Source organism: Protofrankia sp. CiP1_Cm_nod2 (assembly GCF_920664355.1).
GTDB lineage: Bacteria > Actinomycetota > Actinomycetes > Frankiales > Frankiaceae > Protofrankia.
The window spans coordinates 28,233-41,614 of the sequence record NZ_CAKKTL010000012.1 but is presented as its reverse complement, the minus strand read 5'-3'; the positions used below and the strand labels follow the sequence as shown (position 1 = coordinate 41,614).

Genomic DNA, 13,382 nt, shown 5'->3' with positions numbered 1-13,382 from the left:
GGCCCGCCTGGGCGGCTCGGGCTGCACCCGCGGCGGTGGCCGCCGGCCGGGCGGGCGCGGGCTTGGGGTCGAGCGGGACCGCGCCGGCGAAGCGGAGGCCGGCGAGTTCGCCGGAAAGCCGTGGATCTGAGGGCGAGGCGTTTCGCGACCTGGCGGGCCCTGGTCCTGACGACCGGGGCCCGGACGACATGGGTGACCTCCGTGGCATGACTCCATCGTTGCATCCGGGCAGCGAAACCGGACACCGCCTCGGCGGACCGGGTGCCAGCAGCCGGCCGGCACCGCGTATCCGGCCGGCTCGGAGGGCACGCAGACCCGACGAATCAGCCCAACCCGCCCAGCCTGGCCGGCCCGCCCGGCCCGCCCGGCCCCGTGGCCGGGCGACAGAACGCCGCCGGGTCACTCCTGGGCCAGGCGCCGCTCGATCGAGGCGACCTTGGTGTGTATCGCGTCGGTGGCCCCCTGGCGGATGTCGGCCTTGAGTACCAGGCTCACCCGTCCGGACCGCGCGGCCACGGCCTCGACCGCCCGGCGCACGACGTCGATGACCTCGTCCCACTCCCCCTCGACCGTCGTGAACATCGCCGATGTCTCGTTGGGCAGGCCGCTGGCGCGGACCACCCGCACCGCCTCGGCGACCAGGTCGCCGACGTCCTCGCCGGTGCCGATCGGGGTCACGCTGAACGCTACGAGCATGGTTCAAGATCTACCATGGCTGCCACCGCCTTCGTGCCGGTATCGGTGAGCCTGCCGGGATTGGTGAGTGTGCCAGCATTGGCGACGACCAGCCGCCGGATGCTACCTTCTGTGCAGGTTCCATCCCTGGGACGGCATAAACGGACACTCGACCAAACCCGGGACAACGCTCTTCGACGGCACGCCCTACTATTGCCCGCCGTGGAGTGGACGATGCGCGATGACCGGGATGACAAGGCACGGGACGACGAGGCCTAGGTGGTTCCACGGACCCTCCTCGACGCGCTGACAAGCCTGGTCGTACTCGTCGGCGCGGACGGCCGCGTGCTCGACGCGGGCGCGGCCGCGAGGACCTTTCTCGGTGAACGGCTGGCCGGGACGACCCATCTGCGGGACCTGGTCGACGTGGTGGAGCCGTCCTCGCGGGTCCGGCTGCGCGATGTCGTGCCCCGGACGCTCGGCCGTACCGGCCAGTGGCGCGGAACCGTCGACCTCGTCGACGCCGCGGGCAACCCGGCGCCCTATCTGGTGTCGGTGCGGGCCGACCCCGACGGCGGCTTCGTGATCGCCGCCCAGGACACCGAGGACATCCGGGCCCGGGAGGCGGCCGAACGGGAGTCCCGCGCGAAGGACGAGTTCATCGCCCGGCTCGGCCACGAGCTGCGCACCCCCCTCAACGCGGTCCTCGGCTTCGCCCAGCTGCTGGAGCTCGAGCCGCTGGCCCCGGAGCTGCACGACGACATCGAACGGATCATCACCGGTGGCCGGCACATGCAGGCCCTCATCGACGACGTGCTCGACCTCGCCCGGCTGCGGGCCGGCCGCGGGGACATCAACAAGGGGCCCGTCAACGTCCTGGAGATCGTCCAGGGTGTCGTCGAGCTGGTCGAGCCGCTGGCCGCGCAGCGCGGGATCCGGCGGGTCATCTCACCGGCCGAGCCGCTGGTCGCCGACGCCGACCGGCGGCGGCTGTGGCAGGTCCTGCTCAACCTGGTCGGCAACGCCCTGAAGTACGGGCGGGAGGGCGGCACCGTCCGCGTCGGGATCGTGCCCGTCACCGGGGCCCGGGTGCGGATCGAGGTCGAGGACGACGGCAACGGCCTGCCCCCCGAGGCCATGAGCAGGCTGTTCCGGCCGTTTGAACGGCTCGGAGCCGAACGGAGCGGCGTCGAGGGTAGTGGGCTGGGGCTGGCGCTGTCCCACGCCCTGGTCACGGCCATGGGCGGCGTTCTGACGGCGGCCAGCCGCTACCGGGTGGGCAGCGTGTTCGCCGTGGTCCTGGACACCATCGACGTCCGTTTCGACGACGCCTACGACGCCTACGACGACCCGGACGACGATGACGGGTTCGGGCCGCCGCCGGCCGTCACGGGCCGGCCGGCAGGAGCGAGGCCAGGACCCTGGCCAGGGCCAGGGCCAGCGACGGGGACGGTCGACAACCGCCTGCGGGTCGTGCACGTCAGCGGTGATCCGGCGACCCGGGCGATGGTCACCCATGTGCTGCGCAGCTCGCTGGGAGCGGACACGGTCTGCGTCCCGCGCGCCGCCCTCGCGCTGGACGCCGTACGGCGTGCCCGGCCGGCGCTGGTGCTGCTGGACCGGATCCTGCCCGACGCCCCGGTCGAGGAACTGCTGCGGGCGCTCGCGGCGGACGCCACCGCCGGGCAGATCCCCGCTGTCGTCCTCACCACGGACGACGACCCGCGGGACCTGACCAGGCTGCGGCAGGCGGGCGCGGTGGATGTCGCCGGAGCGCCCCTCGACGTCAACGCGGTGATCGCGGCGGCCGGCCATCTGGCAGTGCGCCGCGGCGAGCGGCAGCAGGCCGCGCACCACGCGCGCCACGCGCACCAGTAGCGCCGGCCCGGCGCCCCGGCCGGCCGGCGGGAACCGGCCGGATCACCCGATGATCGTCCCACCGCCGGTCGCGCTGGCGGTCATGCTGGCGATCACGCGCTCGGCGGCCGTGTAGGGGTCGAGCGCGCCCGCGACGACCTCGCCCGCGAGCGCGTCCAGCAGGGTGGCGTCCCGCAGGCCGCCCATGCGGGCCCGCAGCTCGGTGAGCGCGATCTGTTCGATCTCGTCGGCGGCCCGCCGGCGCCGGCGGGCGTCCAGCACGCCCCGCTCGACCATCCACGCACGGTGATCGACGATCGCGTCCACGATCTCGTCGACGCCCTCCGAACGGGACGCGACGGTCTTGACCACCGGCGGCTGCCACCGCTGGCCGCCGGCCGGCCCGGTCAGGGCGATCATGTGCTTGAGCTCCCGGTAGGTGTGCTCCGCGCCGTCCCGGTCGGCCTTGTTGACCACGAACACGTCGGCGATCTCCAGGATGCCGGCCTTGGCCGCCTGGACGCCGTCGCCCATCCCCGGCGCCAGCAGCACCAGCGTGGTGTCGGCCAGCGAGGCGATGTCGACCTCGGCCTGGCCCACCCCCACCGTCTCGACGAGCACCACGTCGAAGCCGGCCGCGTCCAGCACGCGCAGTGCCTGTGGGGTCGCCCAGGACAGCCCGCCGAGATGCCCGCGGGAGGCCAGCGAGCGGATGTAGACGCCGGGGTCGGTGGCGTGCTGCTGCATGCGCACCCGGTCCCCGAGCAGCGCGCCGCCGCTGAACGGGGACGACGGGTCGATGGCCAGGACACCGACCCGCAGGCCACGGGCGCGGAACGCGCCGACGAGAGCGGACGTCGAGGTCGACTTGCCCACCCCGGGGGAACCGGTGAGGCCGATCACCTGCGCCCGGCCGGTGCGTGGCGCCAGCAGGGCCATGATCTCCCGCAGCTGCGGGGAGGCGTCCTCCACCAGGGAGATCAGCCGGGCGAGCGCCCGCGGGGAGCCGGCGACGGCGGCGTCCACCAGGTCGGCCGGGGCCGCGGAGCGCGCGAGAGCCGGCCCGGGTGCCGGGAGGACCACCGGGGCCGAGCTCACGCCGGGACGCGCAGCACGAGCGCGTCGCCCTGGCCACCGCCGCCGCACAGGCCGGCGGCACCGGTACCGCCGCCCCGGCGGCGCAGCTCGTGGGCGAGCGTGAGGGCGATGCGGGTACCGGACATGCCGACCGGGTGCCCGAGCGCTATCGCGCCCCCGTTGACGTTGGTGACGTCCGGGCCGATACCGAGGTCGCGCATGGACTGGATGCCCACCGCGGCGAACGCCTCGTTGATCTCGTAGAGGTCCACGTCCGCCGGGGTCAGCCCCTCCTTGCGCAGCGCCGCCAGGATCGCGTTCGACGGCTGGGAGTGCAGGGACGGGTCCGGGCCGGCGACGAAACCGTGATGGCCGACCTCGGCGAGCACGGGCAGGCCGAGCTCGGCCGCCTTGGCCCGGCTGGCGACCACGACGGCCGCGGCGCCGTCGGAGATCTGCGACGCCGAACCGGCCGTGATCGTGCCGTCGGCGGCGAAGGCGGGGCGCAGCTTCGCCAGCGAGCCCGCGGTGGTCTCACCGCGGACGCCCTCGTCTTGGCTGATCAGTATCGGGTCGCCGCGGCGCTGCGGCACCTCGATCGGGACGATCTCCTCGTCGAACAGGCCGTTCTTGATCGCGGCGGCGGCCCGCTGGTGCGACCGGGCGGCGAACTCGTCCTGCTCGGCCCGGCCGATACCCCGCGTCGCGTTGCCCCGCTCGGTGCCATCCCCCATCGCCACCTGGTCGAACGCGCAGGTCAGGGCGTCGTACGCGGTCGCGTCCACAAGTTCGGCGTTGCCGTAGCGGACGCCCGCGCGCAGGGACCGCAACAGGTGCGGGCCGTGTGTCATCGACTCCATCCCACCGGCGACGACGATGTCGAACTCGCCGCTGGCGATGTAGGTGTCGGCCAGCGCGATCGCGTCCAGCCCGGAGAGGCAGACCTTGTTCACGGTGAGCGCGGGAACGCTCAGCGGGATGCCGCCCCTGGCCGCCGCCTGCCGGGCGGTGATCTGGCCCTGGCCCGCCTGGATCACATGCCCGATGATCACGTAATCGACCTGGTCACCGCTGATCCCGGCCCGTGACAGCGCGGCCCTGATCGCGAACCCGCCCAGCTCGACGGCGGAGAAGCTCTTCAGCGAACCGGACAGTTTGCCGATCGGCGTCCGGGCGCCGGCCACGATGACGGAACCAGGCATGAGTGGGCCTCCCGCAGGTACGACAGCGTCTTCGGTAACCATAACGTGATCATGACCAACATGCCGGGCGAGCAGGGGCGACCCGCGTATCCGCGCCGCTCGCGGTCAGGTGTGGCAGCATCCCGGAACGATCCCGGTGAGGACGGGACGGCGGGACGGCGAGCCGCCCGCACTTCCCGCGCCTCCTTCATCCGCATCACCGCGACGATCACGGTAATCATAATGATCATGACAATTGCGACGGCCACGACGACCACGACGACCACGGAAGAGGGGCACAGACCGCGATGTTCACCAGAATCGACCACGTCGGCATCGCCGTCCGCGACCTGGAGAAGTCCATCTCCTGGTACGAGACGACGTTCGGCCTCACGGTAGCGTCCCAGGAGGTCAACGAGGAGCAGGGGGTCCACGAAGCCATGCTGTCCGTCGCCGACGGCCCCGCGGGCGGCTCCTATGTGCAGCTGCTGGAGCCGACCCGGGCGGACTCGCCGGTCGGCAAGTTCCTCGCCCGCAACGGCGAGGGAGTTCATCACATCGGCTACGGCGTCGAGGACGTGGAGAACGCACTGGCCTCGATCAGCGCCACCGGGGTCCGGCTGGTCGACAAACGGCCCCGGCACGGCTCCATGGGCGCGAGCATCGCCTTCCTGCACCCGAAGGACACCGGCGGCGTCCTGACCGAGCTGGTGCAGGCCGCCAAACACTGATCTGCCACCCCCGGCAGCCTCCCGCCAGCCAGCGCCACGGCCCCCATCGTCGGCCATCACCGGTGCCGGCCGTCATCAGCTGACCAAAAATCCCGAAAACGACAACCGAATGATCCAGGAACCATCGCCGACGAACCGTCGCGGGGCGACCCCCCCTCCCCATAAACACCTGAAGGATGTGAATCCGCCGCTGTTCGGGACAGCGCCGGATTCACATCCTTTTTCATCCCACCACCACGCTTTTCTTTCCCGCGGCTCTTTCCTGTCTTTCCCGTGACTCTTTCCCGCGGCCATCACACCGCGGGCTCCCCGCCTTCAGGATCTCCACCTTTCCAGATCGCCATCAGACAATCTTCGCCATCCCCAGATTTTCGCAGGGCGAACACACCTCAAGATCCTTACATTTCTGGATCATCACCAGATGATCAAGAAACCACCGACGACGACCAGCTCTCGAGGGCCGGGGTCCCCAGATTTTCGCAGGGCGAACACACCTCAAGATCCTTATGTTTCTGGATCATCACCAGATGATCAAGAAACCACCGATGACGACCAGCTCTCGAGGGCCGGGGTCCCCAGATTTTCGCAGGGCGAACACACCTCAAGATCCTTATATTTCTGGATCATCACCAGATGATCCAGAAACCACCGATGACGACCAGCTCTCGAGGGCCGGGGTCCCCAGATTTTCGCAGGGCGAAAATCTGGGGCTAGCTGATGCCGCAGCCGGCGGTGAAGGGTGACGCGGTCGTGTTCAGGTCCACCGTCGCGGATGTGGGCGCGCCGACCGTCTGGAAGCTCTCGCCGGTCAGCCGCCAGGTCGTGTACGTCACCGAGTACGTCCGGTCACCGGCGGCGCCGCCGGTGGCGTTGCCGGCGGCGACGACCACCGTCCCGGGCGTCGGGCCGTCGCAGGTGAAGCCGTCGCCGTGGGCGCCCGCAAGACCGGCCGGCAGCGGCAGCGGCGGCCCGCTCAGCTGCCGCAGCTGCCTGGCCGCGATCATTTTGATCACGCCGAACGTCCTGGTGTCGGCGGCGTTGCCCCCGGTCTGGACGATCAGCTCGCCGTAGCCGTCGGCGTCGATGTCGACGATCGAGATGGTCAGTGGCGACACCACCTCCGACAGCGCCAGCGTGGCCGGCCCGAACCGGCTGAGCGTGACCACGAGGGTGTTGCCGGACAGCTGCGTCGTGTCGTCCGTGCCGTCACCGTCGACGTCGCCCTTTTTCGCCGGCCGGGACACCGGCTGCGGCAGGGGCGGAGAGTTGACGTTGCTGGGCGAGACGCTGGGCCGCCCGGCCGTCGCGCTCGGGGACGGCAGCGGGCTGGTCTCCGTGACCGGCGAGGTGGACAGCGACGAGGGCTGCGCGGTGATGGTCCCGCGGACCGGGCCGCCCACGCCGCCGCCATGGGCGGCCGACGAGGTCGGGACCCGCGCGGCTGTCGCGCCGGCCGTCTGCGCCAGCGGCGGCGTGGCCGGTTCGACCAGGGTGGTGGAGTCACGGGGCTCACTCACCACGTAGGCGATAGTGATCACACCCGCCAGCGCCAGCCCGCCGAAGGCGGCGGCCGGCACCCGCATCCGGCGCCGGCGGAGCACCCTGGCGCGGATGCGCGCGTACGCGTCCGGCGACGCCTGGAGCGGTTCGACCGCCTCGGCGAGACGCCGGCGTAGCTCGTCGGCTTCGAGCCCGGTCACCGCAGGCCCTCCAGCTTGCTGCCCAGTGCGGCGAGCCCGCGGGACGTGTACGCCTTCACCGATCCGACACTGCAGCGCATGACCGCCGCGGTGTCCGCCTCGGAAAGATCGGCGTAGTAGCGCAGGACCACGGCCTCCCGCTGGCGGCGCGGCAGCTCGCGCAGGGCCTGCACGACGGCGGCCCGTTCGACCAGGGCGTAGGCCCCCTCCTCCGCGCTGGCCGCGTGCGGCATCGGCTTGGGCGCGTGCTTGAGGGCCACGAGCCGGCGCCGCAGCGTCGAACGTGCCAGGTTGACGACGGTCTGCCGCAGGTAGGCGAGTGCCTTCTCGCGGTCCTGCAGGCGGCCCCAGGCCGCGTGCACACGGATGTAGGCGTCCTGGACGATCTCCTCGCACAGGCCGAGATCGTCAAGCAGGAGAGCGGCGAGACGGACAAGCGACCGGTAATGTTCCGAGTACAAAACGGTGAGGGCGGCGTCGGCGTCCCGCGCGACCTCGCTACGGGCGGCGTCGCTCCGCGCAGGCACGGGCCGCCACCCCTCCACGACTGTCATGGGCGCGGTCACACCGGATCAGACGCGCTCCCACCCCCAATGGTTGCTCTCACCTCAGGTTGTATCGCTTCCGGCCCCTAAGTACACCCCCTACTGGACGACTACTGGGCATACCCGCCGGTAGCATCTTGGCCCACGTCACACATGACGCATGGGAGGTCGATCGTGAAGGAAATTGCTGAGGCGATTCTTGCCGGTGACACCCCCCGGAAGGAGTTCGCGGACCTTCGCGTGCCCGAGCGGTACCGGGCTGCGGTGGTTCGCAAGGCGGACGTCAACATCTTCGCCGGACTCGCCTCCCAGGAGAAGGACCCTCGACGTTCCCTGCACGTCGAGGAGGTCGCCACCCCCGAGCTCGGCCCGGGCGAGGCGCTGGTCGCGGTCATGGCATCCGCGATCAACTACAACACCGTGTGGACGTCGATCTTCGAGCCGCTCTCGACGTTCGGCTTCCTGGAGCGCTACGGCCGGATCTCCCCGCTCGGCAAGCGCCACGACCTGCCGTACCACGTGGTCGGCTCCGACCTCGCCGGGGTCGTCCTGCGCGCCGGGCCCGGAGTGCACGCCTGGGCGCCCGGCGACGAGGTCGTGGCCCACTGCCTGTCGGTCGAGCTGGAGCGCCCCGAGGGCCACGACGACACGATGCTCGACCCGGAGCAGCGCATCTGGGGCTTCGAGACCAACTTCGGGGGGCTGGCCGAGCTCGCCCTGGTCAAGGCGAACCAGCTCATGCCGAAACCCGCGCATCTGAGCTGGGAGGAGGCCGCCGCCCCCGGGCTGGTGAACTCCACCGCCTACCGCCAGCTGGTGTCGCGCAACGGCGCGAACATGAAGCAGGGCGACGTGGTGCTGATCTGGGGTGCCAGCGGCGGGCTCGGCTCCTACGCGACGCAGATGGCACTCAACGGTGGCGCGATCCCGGTCTGCGTCGTCTCCTCCGCCCGGAAGGCGGAGATCGTCCGCCGGATGGGCGCCGAGCTGGTGATCGACCGGACCGAGGAGGACTACCGGTTCTGGAAGGACGAGCACAACCAGGACCCGAAGGAATGGCAGCGGTTCGGCCGGAAGATCCGGGAGCTCACCGGCGGTGAGGACCCCGACATCGTCTTCGAGCATCCCGGGCGGGAGACCTTCGGCGCCTCCGTCTACGTCGCCCGGCGCGGCGGGACGATCGTGACCTGCGCCTCCACCAGCGGCTTCATGCACTCCTACGACAACCGCTACCTGTGGATGAACCTCAAGCGCGTGATCGGGTCGCATTTCGCGAACTACCGCGAGGCGTGGGAGGCCAACCGGCTGATCGCCAAGGGCCTGATCCATCCGACTCTCTCCCGGGTGTACCCGCTGACCGAGACCGGGCAGGCCGCCCACGACGTCCACCGCAACCTCCACCAGGGCAAGGTCGGGGTGCTCTGCCTCGCCCCCGCCGAGGGCCTCGGCGTCCGCGACCAGGCGACGCGCGAGCGTCACCTCACCCAGATCAACCGCTTCCGCGGGGTGTAGGGGTATTGGATACGGGGTACCCGCAACGCCGGGTTTCTCGAGCACAAACCTGGCGATCGGCGCACTTTCCGGGAGACTCGATGTACGTCGGTTCACCGGCCCCGAGGAGGTCAACCATGGCAGTGGTCTGGCACGCTGATGTCCCATGACCGAACAAACCGATCTCATCCCGATGTCCGGTGGTGGGGACGCCTCGCCGGAGTTCGATCTGGTTCGTCGCGGCTACGATCCGCATCAGGTCAGGGCACATGTCAACTGGCTCGTCGAACAGCTGCGGGAAGCTGAGTCGCATCGGGCCGCGGCCGAGGCCGCCGCCTCGGAGGCCGCCATCGAGGCGGCCACCCTGCGTGACGATCTGGCCGCCAACCGGCCGGCCTGGGAGGAGTTCGGCGGGCGGATCACCAAGATCCTCCAGCTTGCCGAGGAAGAGGCCGCCGCCGTCCGCGCCGAGCGGACCCGGGAGGCCGAGGTCGCGCTGGAGGAGGCCCGGCAGACCCACGCCGACGCGCAGCGTACCCGCGAACGGACGATCCGGGAGGCCGAGACAAAGGCTCAGGAGATCGTCGCTACGGCGGAGGCGCAGGCGGAGCAGATCGTCACCAGCGCCCGGGAAGCGGCCGAGAGGGCCGAGAACGACTCCCGGCGCCGGCTCGCCGACCTCGGCCGGCAACGCGACCAGGTGACCACTCAGCTCGGCCAGTTGCGCGACCGGCTGGCCGCGGCGATGGCCCCGCTGGATCTCAGCGTGAATCCCGGCGTGGATCCGGAACCGGTGGACGCCGAACAGCCCGCCGCCGTCCACTCCTGACCCGGGCCCCGTCCGCGGGGCACGGGCCCGCGGCCGTATTCGGGCCGGGATCGCGGGCCGGGATCGCGGGCCGGGATCCCGGGCCGGATCAGCCGCCCGGCCGCGACCGGCCCGACGGATTCCGGCGGTCGCGATGGGCCCAGCAGATCGTGTGCCAGTGCCTGCGGTCGGCGACCTGGTCGTCCAGCCAGCACACCACGTGCGGGGTGGCCGGGACTATCTCCTGCTCGCATCCGGGACAGCGGTAGTACTTCCACGCGGCCGCGCCGCTGACCCGGCGGACGACCCAGTCGCCGTCCGGGTGCTGTTCGGTCGTCTCGGATCCGACGATCACGGGTGCCTGCGGTGCCTGCGATGCCTGCGCCTGCCCCTGCGCCTGCGCCCGCGCCCGTCGGGACCGGCGCCGGGTCATTGCGGGCGCGTCGCCGACGTCCGGTCGACGACCTCACCCTCGATGATCCGATGCGGGTCCGCGCCACCCGCCGGGGGACGCCGGGAAACGCCGATCCGGTTGGCGGTCGACGCGGCGATCGTCTTCACCAGCTTCGCCTTACGGATCATCCCCCGCGGCGACGACAGGGCGGCGGACGCGCCCAGCAGGAGCTGGAAGGCCCGCTCGCTGCCGCGCCAGTGCTCCCGCAGCACGGCCTCACCGGCACCGATCTCCAGCCGGCGGAACGCGAAGGCCACGATCGCGACATCGTCGAGCTGGCCCACCACCGGGATCAGGTTCGTCAGCCGGTTCTTCGGGGACACCAGATACGCCAGCGCCCCGGCCGCCTCCAGCTTGGCCGACTGGGAGACCCGCGGATCGGCCAGGACCTTCCTGAGCATCACCACGAAGTCGGGCAGGAACGTCACGATCTCGCGGCCCAGCTCCCGGACGGCGTCCTTGTCCAGCTTGTCCAGCGGGATCATCGCGGCATCCTCCGGGTGCGGCAGCAGGGGCCGGCGTGTTGGTGACGAATCACGCCGTACGGCGCCATGGTAGGCGACAGGGCCGACACCACAGCAGCCCCGCGACCGGTGCACCCGATCAGTGGACCCGGAACCCGCGCCGGGTCTTGCGGCCGAGATAACCCGCTCTGACAAGGTGTTCGAGCAGCGGAGCCGGCGCGTGGCCGGGCTCCCGGAACTCCTGGTACAGAGCGCGCTGGATGGCAAGCGTCACATCCAGGCCGACGACGTCGACGAGCGCGAACGGCCCCATCGGATGCCCGCAGCCGACCGTCATCGCCGTGTCGATGGTGTCGATGTCCGCGTAGTGGTCCGCCAGCATCTTCACCGCGTCGTTGAGGTAGGGGAACAGCAGGGCGTTGACGATGAAACCGGCCCGGTCACCGCAGCGCACCGGATGCCTACCCATCGCCCGTGCCACCTCGAAGGCCGTGGCGGTGACGTCGCCCGCGGTCAGGACGGTGGGCACGATCTCCACCAGGCGCATCACCTGCGCCGGGTTGAACCAGTGCATCCCCACCACGTCGGACGGGCGGGCGGTGGCGGCCGCGCACTCGACCACCGGCAGGGACGATGTGGTTGTCGCCAGCACCGCCCCCGGGCGTGCCACCGCGTCGAGCGCGGCGAACAGGGCCCGCTTGACCGCGAGATCCTCCACGACCGCCTCGATGACGAGGTCGCAGCCGGCGAGGGCGGCCAGGTCGGTGCTGCCCCGCACCCGGGACAGGGCGGCGGCCCGGTCGTCCAGGGAGATCCTCCCCTTCTCGACGCCCCGCTCGAGCGAGCCTTCCAGCTTCTTGCGGACAGCGGCGATCTTCTCCTCGCCGCGGGCGTGGAACACCACGTCGTAGCCGTGGCGGGCGCAGACCTCGACGATCCCGGCGGCCATCGTCCCGCTGCCGACGATGCCCACCGCCCGCACCGGCCGGGCCACCGGCCCTGTCACCGGGCCGGGCCCGCTCCCGGTGCCGGCCGCGGGCCCGGCCGCCGGCACCGTGTCGACGATCTCGGACGTGTCCGGGGCGGCATAGGTGTAGAAGCCGCGCCCGGTCTTGCGGCCGAGCATCCCGGCCGCGACCAGCTGCCGCAGCAGCGGCGCCGGGGCGTGCAGGTGGTCATGGGAGGTGCGGTGGACCGAGTCCAGGATCTCGTAGGCCGAGTCGAGCCCGATCAGGTCGAGCAGCGCGAGCGGGCCGATCGGGTGCCCGCAGCCCAGCCGCATGGCCGCGTCGATGTCCTCCCGGGTGGCGTAGTGCGCCTCCAGCATCCGCACGGCGCTGTTGAGGTAGCCGAACAGCAGGGCGTCGACGATGAAGCCGGCCCGGTCCGCGGCGATCACCGCGGTCTTGCCGACCTTCGTGACGAGGGCCTCGACGTCCGCCAGCACGGTGGCGTCGGTGACGACCGTGCGGACGATCTCGACCAGCCCCATGACCGGCGCCGGGTTGAACCAGTGGGTGCCGATGACCCGGGACGACCGGGACGTCCCGGTGGCCAGTTCGGTGACGGACAGCGAGCTGGTGTTCGTGGCGATGATGGTCCCGGACGGGCACAGCGCGTCCAGGTCGGCGAGGACCGCCCGCTTGTCCTCGAGCCGCTCGGGCACCGCCTCGATGACCAGCCGGCAGTCCGCCACCGCCGACAGATCGGTGCCGGCGTGGATCCGGGCGAACAGCGCGTCCCGGCCGGCCCCGGTCAGCTTGCCGCCATCGACCGCCCGGTCGGTCGAGTGACGGATCCGGCCGAGCCCCCGGGCCAGCGCCCTGTCGTCGTGCTCGACGCCCACCACCTCGATACCGGCGCGCGCCAGCACCTCGGCGATCCCCGCGCCCATGGTGCCAAGCCCCACCACGCCAACCCTCGTGAAGTCCCCAGCCATCCCGGACCACCCCTCTCGTCGTCGCTGTCGTCGTTGTGCCCACCAGCGACGCGCGGATGCTCCACCAGGTCTTCGACCCACGGCCCCACAACCGGCCACGCCACGTCACGTCAGCCAAAAAAGGAACAACCAACAGGCAATCGGGCAGCCGGCATCAACCAGGAATCGCCTTCGCAACCGAACATCGTATTCTCGACCGAACTCCGACGGGACAAGGTCGACATGACCCACCGAACCTATCCGGTGGAATCCTCCGGCCGGTGTTCCTGGCAGGACCGGTGTTCCTGGCAGGAGATGACCTGGTCGGGATCGTCCAGCCAGAACGCCTGGCCATCGGGAGTGACCGTCAGACCGAAACGGCTGTGGTCCGGCCGCCCGGCGTCGATCCACCAGCGGTAGGCCGCCTCCAGTTCCTCCCACAGCCGCCGCGGCCCGTCGTGGTGAACCCGCTGGCCGGCCG

At 71.3% G+C, this 13,382-nt stretch carries 12 protein-coding genes and 1 pseudogene; 4 read left to right on the top strand and 9 right to left on the bottom strand.

Annotated elements, in window-relative coordinates; all coding sequences use genetic code 11:
• Positions 1 to 399: 399 nt before the first annotated feature.
• Complete coding sequence (locus NBW84_RS02555; protein ID WP_250281324.1) at positions 400 to 696, bottom strand: MTH1187 family thiamine-binding protein; 297 nt, start codon at positions 694 to 696, stop codon at positions 400 to 402.
• Between the two features lie 258 nt (positions 697 to 954).
• On the opposite strand from NBW84_RS02555, the gene NBW84_RS02550 reads away from it, so the two are divergent.
• Positions 955 to 2,553 carry an ATP-binding protein gene (locus NBW84_RS02550; protein WP_250281322.1) on the top strand — a complete coding sequence of 533 codons (1,599 nt, stop codon included), beginning with the start codon at positions 955 to 957 and terminating at the stop codon, positions 2,551 to 2,553.
• A 42-nt stretch (positions 2,554 to 2,595) separates the two neighbouring features.
• Here NBW84_RS02550 and meaB read toward each other — a convergent pair whose 3' ends face one another.
• Both meaB and NBW84_RS02540 read right to left on the bottom strand, forming a co-directional pair.
• Positions 2,596 to 3,615: a methylmalonyl Co-A mutase-associated GTPase MeaB gene (meaB, locus tag NBW84_RS02545; protein ID WP_250281320.1), complete on the bottom strand. Its 1,020-nt coding sequence runs from the start codon at positions 3,613 to 3,615 to the stop codon at positions 2,596 to 2,598.
• An 11-nt stretch (positions 3,616 to 3,626) separates the two neighbouring features.
• A complete protein-coding gene (locus NBW84_RS02540; RefSeq protein WP_250281317.1) occupies positions 3,627 to 4,811 on the bottom strand; it encodes an acetyl-CoA C-acetyltransferase in 1,185 nt (394 codons plus the stop codon).
• A gap of 287 nt (positions 4,812 to 5,098) precedes the next feature.
• Between NBW84_RS02540 and mce the strand changes: the two genes are divergently transcribed.
• Complete coding sequence (gene mce, locus NBW84_RS02535; protein ID WP_250281315.1) at positions 5,099 to 5,521, top strand: methylmalonyl-CoA epimerase; 423 nt, start codon at positions 5,099 to 5,101, stop codon at positions 5,519 to 5,521.
• Positions 5,522 to 6,231: 710 nt separating this feature from the next.
• Here the strand turns inward: mce and NBW84_RS02530 are convergent.
• Together NBW84_RS02530 and NBW84_RS02525 are read right to left on the bottom strand one after the other, a co-directional pair.
• Positions 6,232 to 7,221, bottom strand: a complete 990-nt coding sequence (locus tag NBW84_RS02530) for a hypothetical protein (RefSeq protein WP_250281314.1) — start codon at positions 7,219 to 7,221, stop codon at positions 6,232 to 6,234.
• Entirely contained in the window at positions 7,218 to 7,775 is a 558-nt protein-coding gene (locus NBW84_RS02525; protein ID WP_445548532.1) for a SigE family RNA polymerase sigma factor, read from the bottom strand. Before NBW84_RS02525 ends, NBW84_RS02530 begins: the two co-directional genes overlap by 4 nt.
• A 165-nt stretch (positions 7,776 to 7,940) precedes the next feature.
• Here NBW84_RS02525 and ccrA point away from each other — a divergent pair, with 165 nt between their 5' ends.
• Positions 7,941 to 9,278 (top strand): crotonyl-CoA carboxylase/reductase, encoded by a 1,338-nt coding sequence (gene ccrA / locus NBW84_RS02520; protein WP_250281312.1) that lies wholly within the window; start codon positions 7,941 to 7,943, stop codon positions 9,276 to 9,278.
• A 145-nt stretch (positions 9,279 to 9,423) separates the two neighbouring features.
• Positions 9,424 to 10,086 (top strand): sugar-binding protein, encoded by a 663-nt coding sequence (locus tag NBW84_RS02515; RefSeq protein WP_250281311.1) that lies wholly within the window; start codon positions 9,424 to 9,426, stop codon positions 10,084 to 10,086.
• An 88-nt stretch (positions 10,087 to 10,174) separates the two neighbouring features.
• On the opposite strand, the gene NBW84_RS02510 is transcribed toward NBW84_RS02515, so the two are convergent.
• The 4 genes and pseudogenes from NBW84_RS02510 to NBW84_RS02495 all read right to left on the bottom strand — a co-directional run.
• Complete coding sequence (locus NBW84_RS02510; protein WP_250281309.1) at positions 10,175 to 10,420, bottom strand: hypothetical protein; 246 nt, start codon at positions 10,418 to 10,420, stop codon at positions 10,175 to 10,177.
• Between the two features lie 74 nt (positions 10,421 to 10,494).
• Positions 10,495 to 10,995, bottom strand: coding sequence for a DUF1232 domain-containing protein (locus NBW84_RS02505; RefSeq protein ID WP_250281328.1), 501 nt, complete (start codon positions 10,993 to 10,995; stop codon positions 10,495 to 10,497).
• Positions 10,996 to 11,122: 127 nt separating this feature from the next.
• A complete protein-coding gene (locus NBW84_RS02500; protein ID WP_250281308.1) occupies positions 11,123 to 12,922 on the bottom strand; it encodes a 3-hydroxyacyl-CoA dehydrogenase family protein in 1,800 nt (599 codons plus the stop codon).
• 236 nt (positions 12,923 to 13,158) lie between these two features.
• Positions 13,159 to 13,382 (bottom strand): annotated as a pseudogene (locus NBW84_RS02495) (hypothetical protein); the annotation flags it as partial.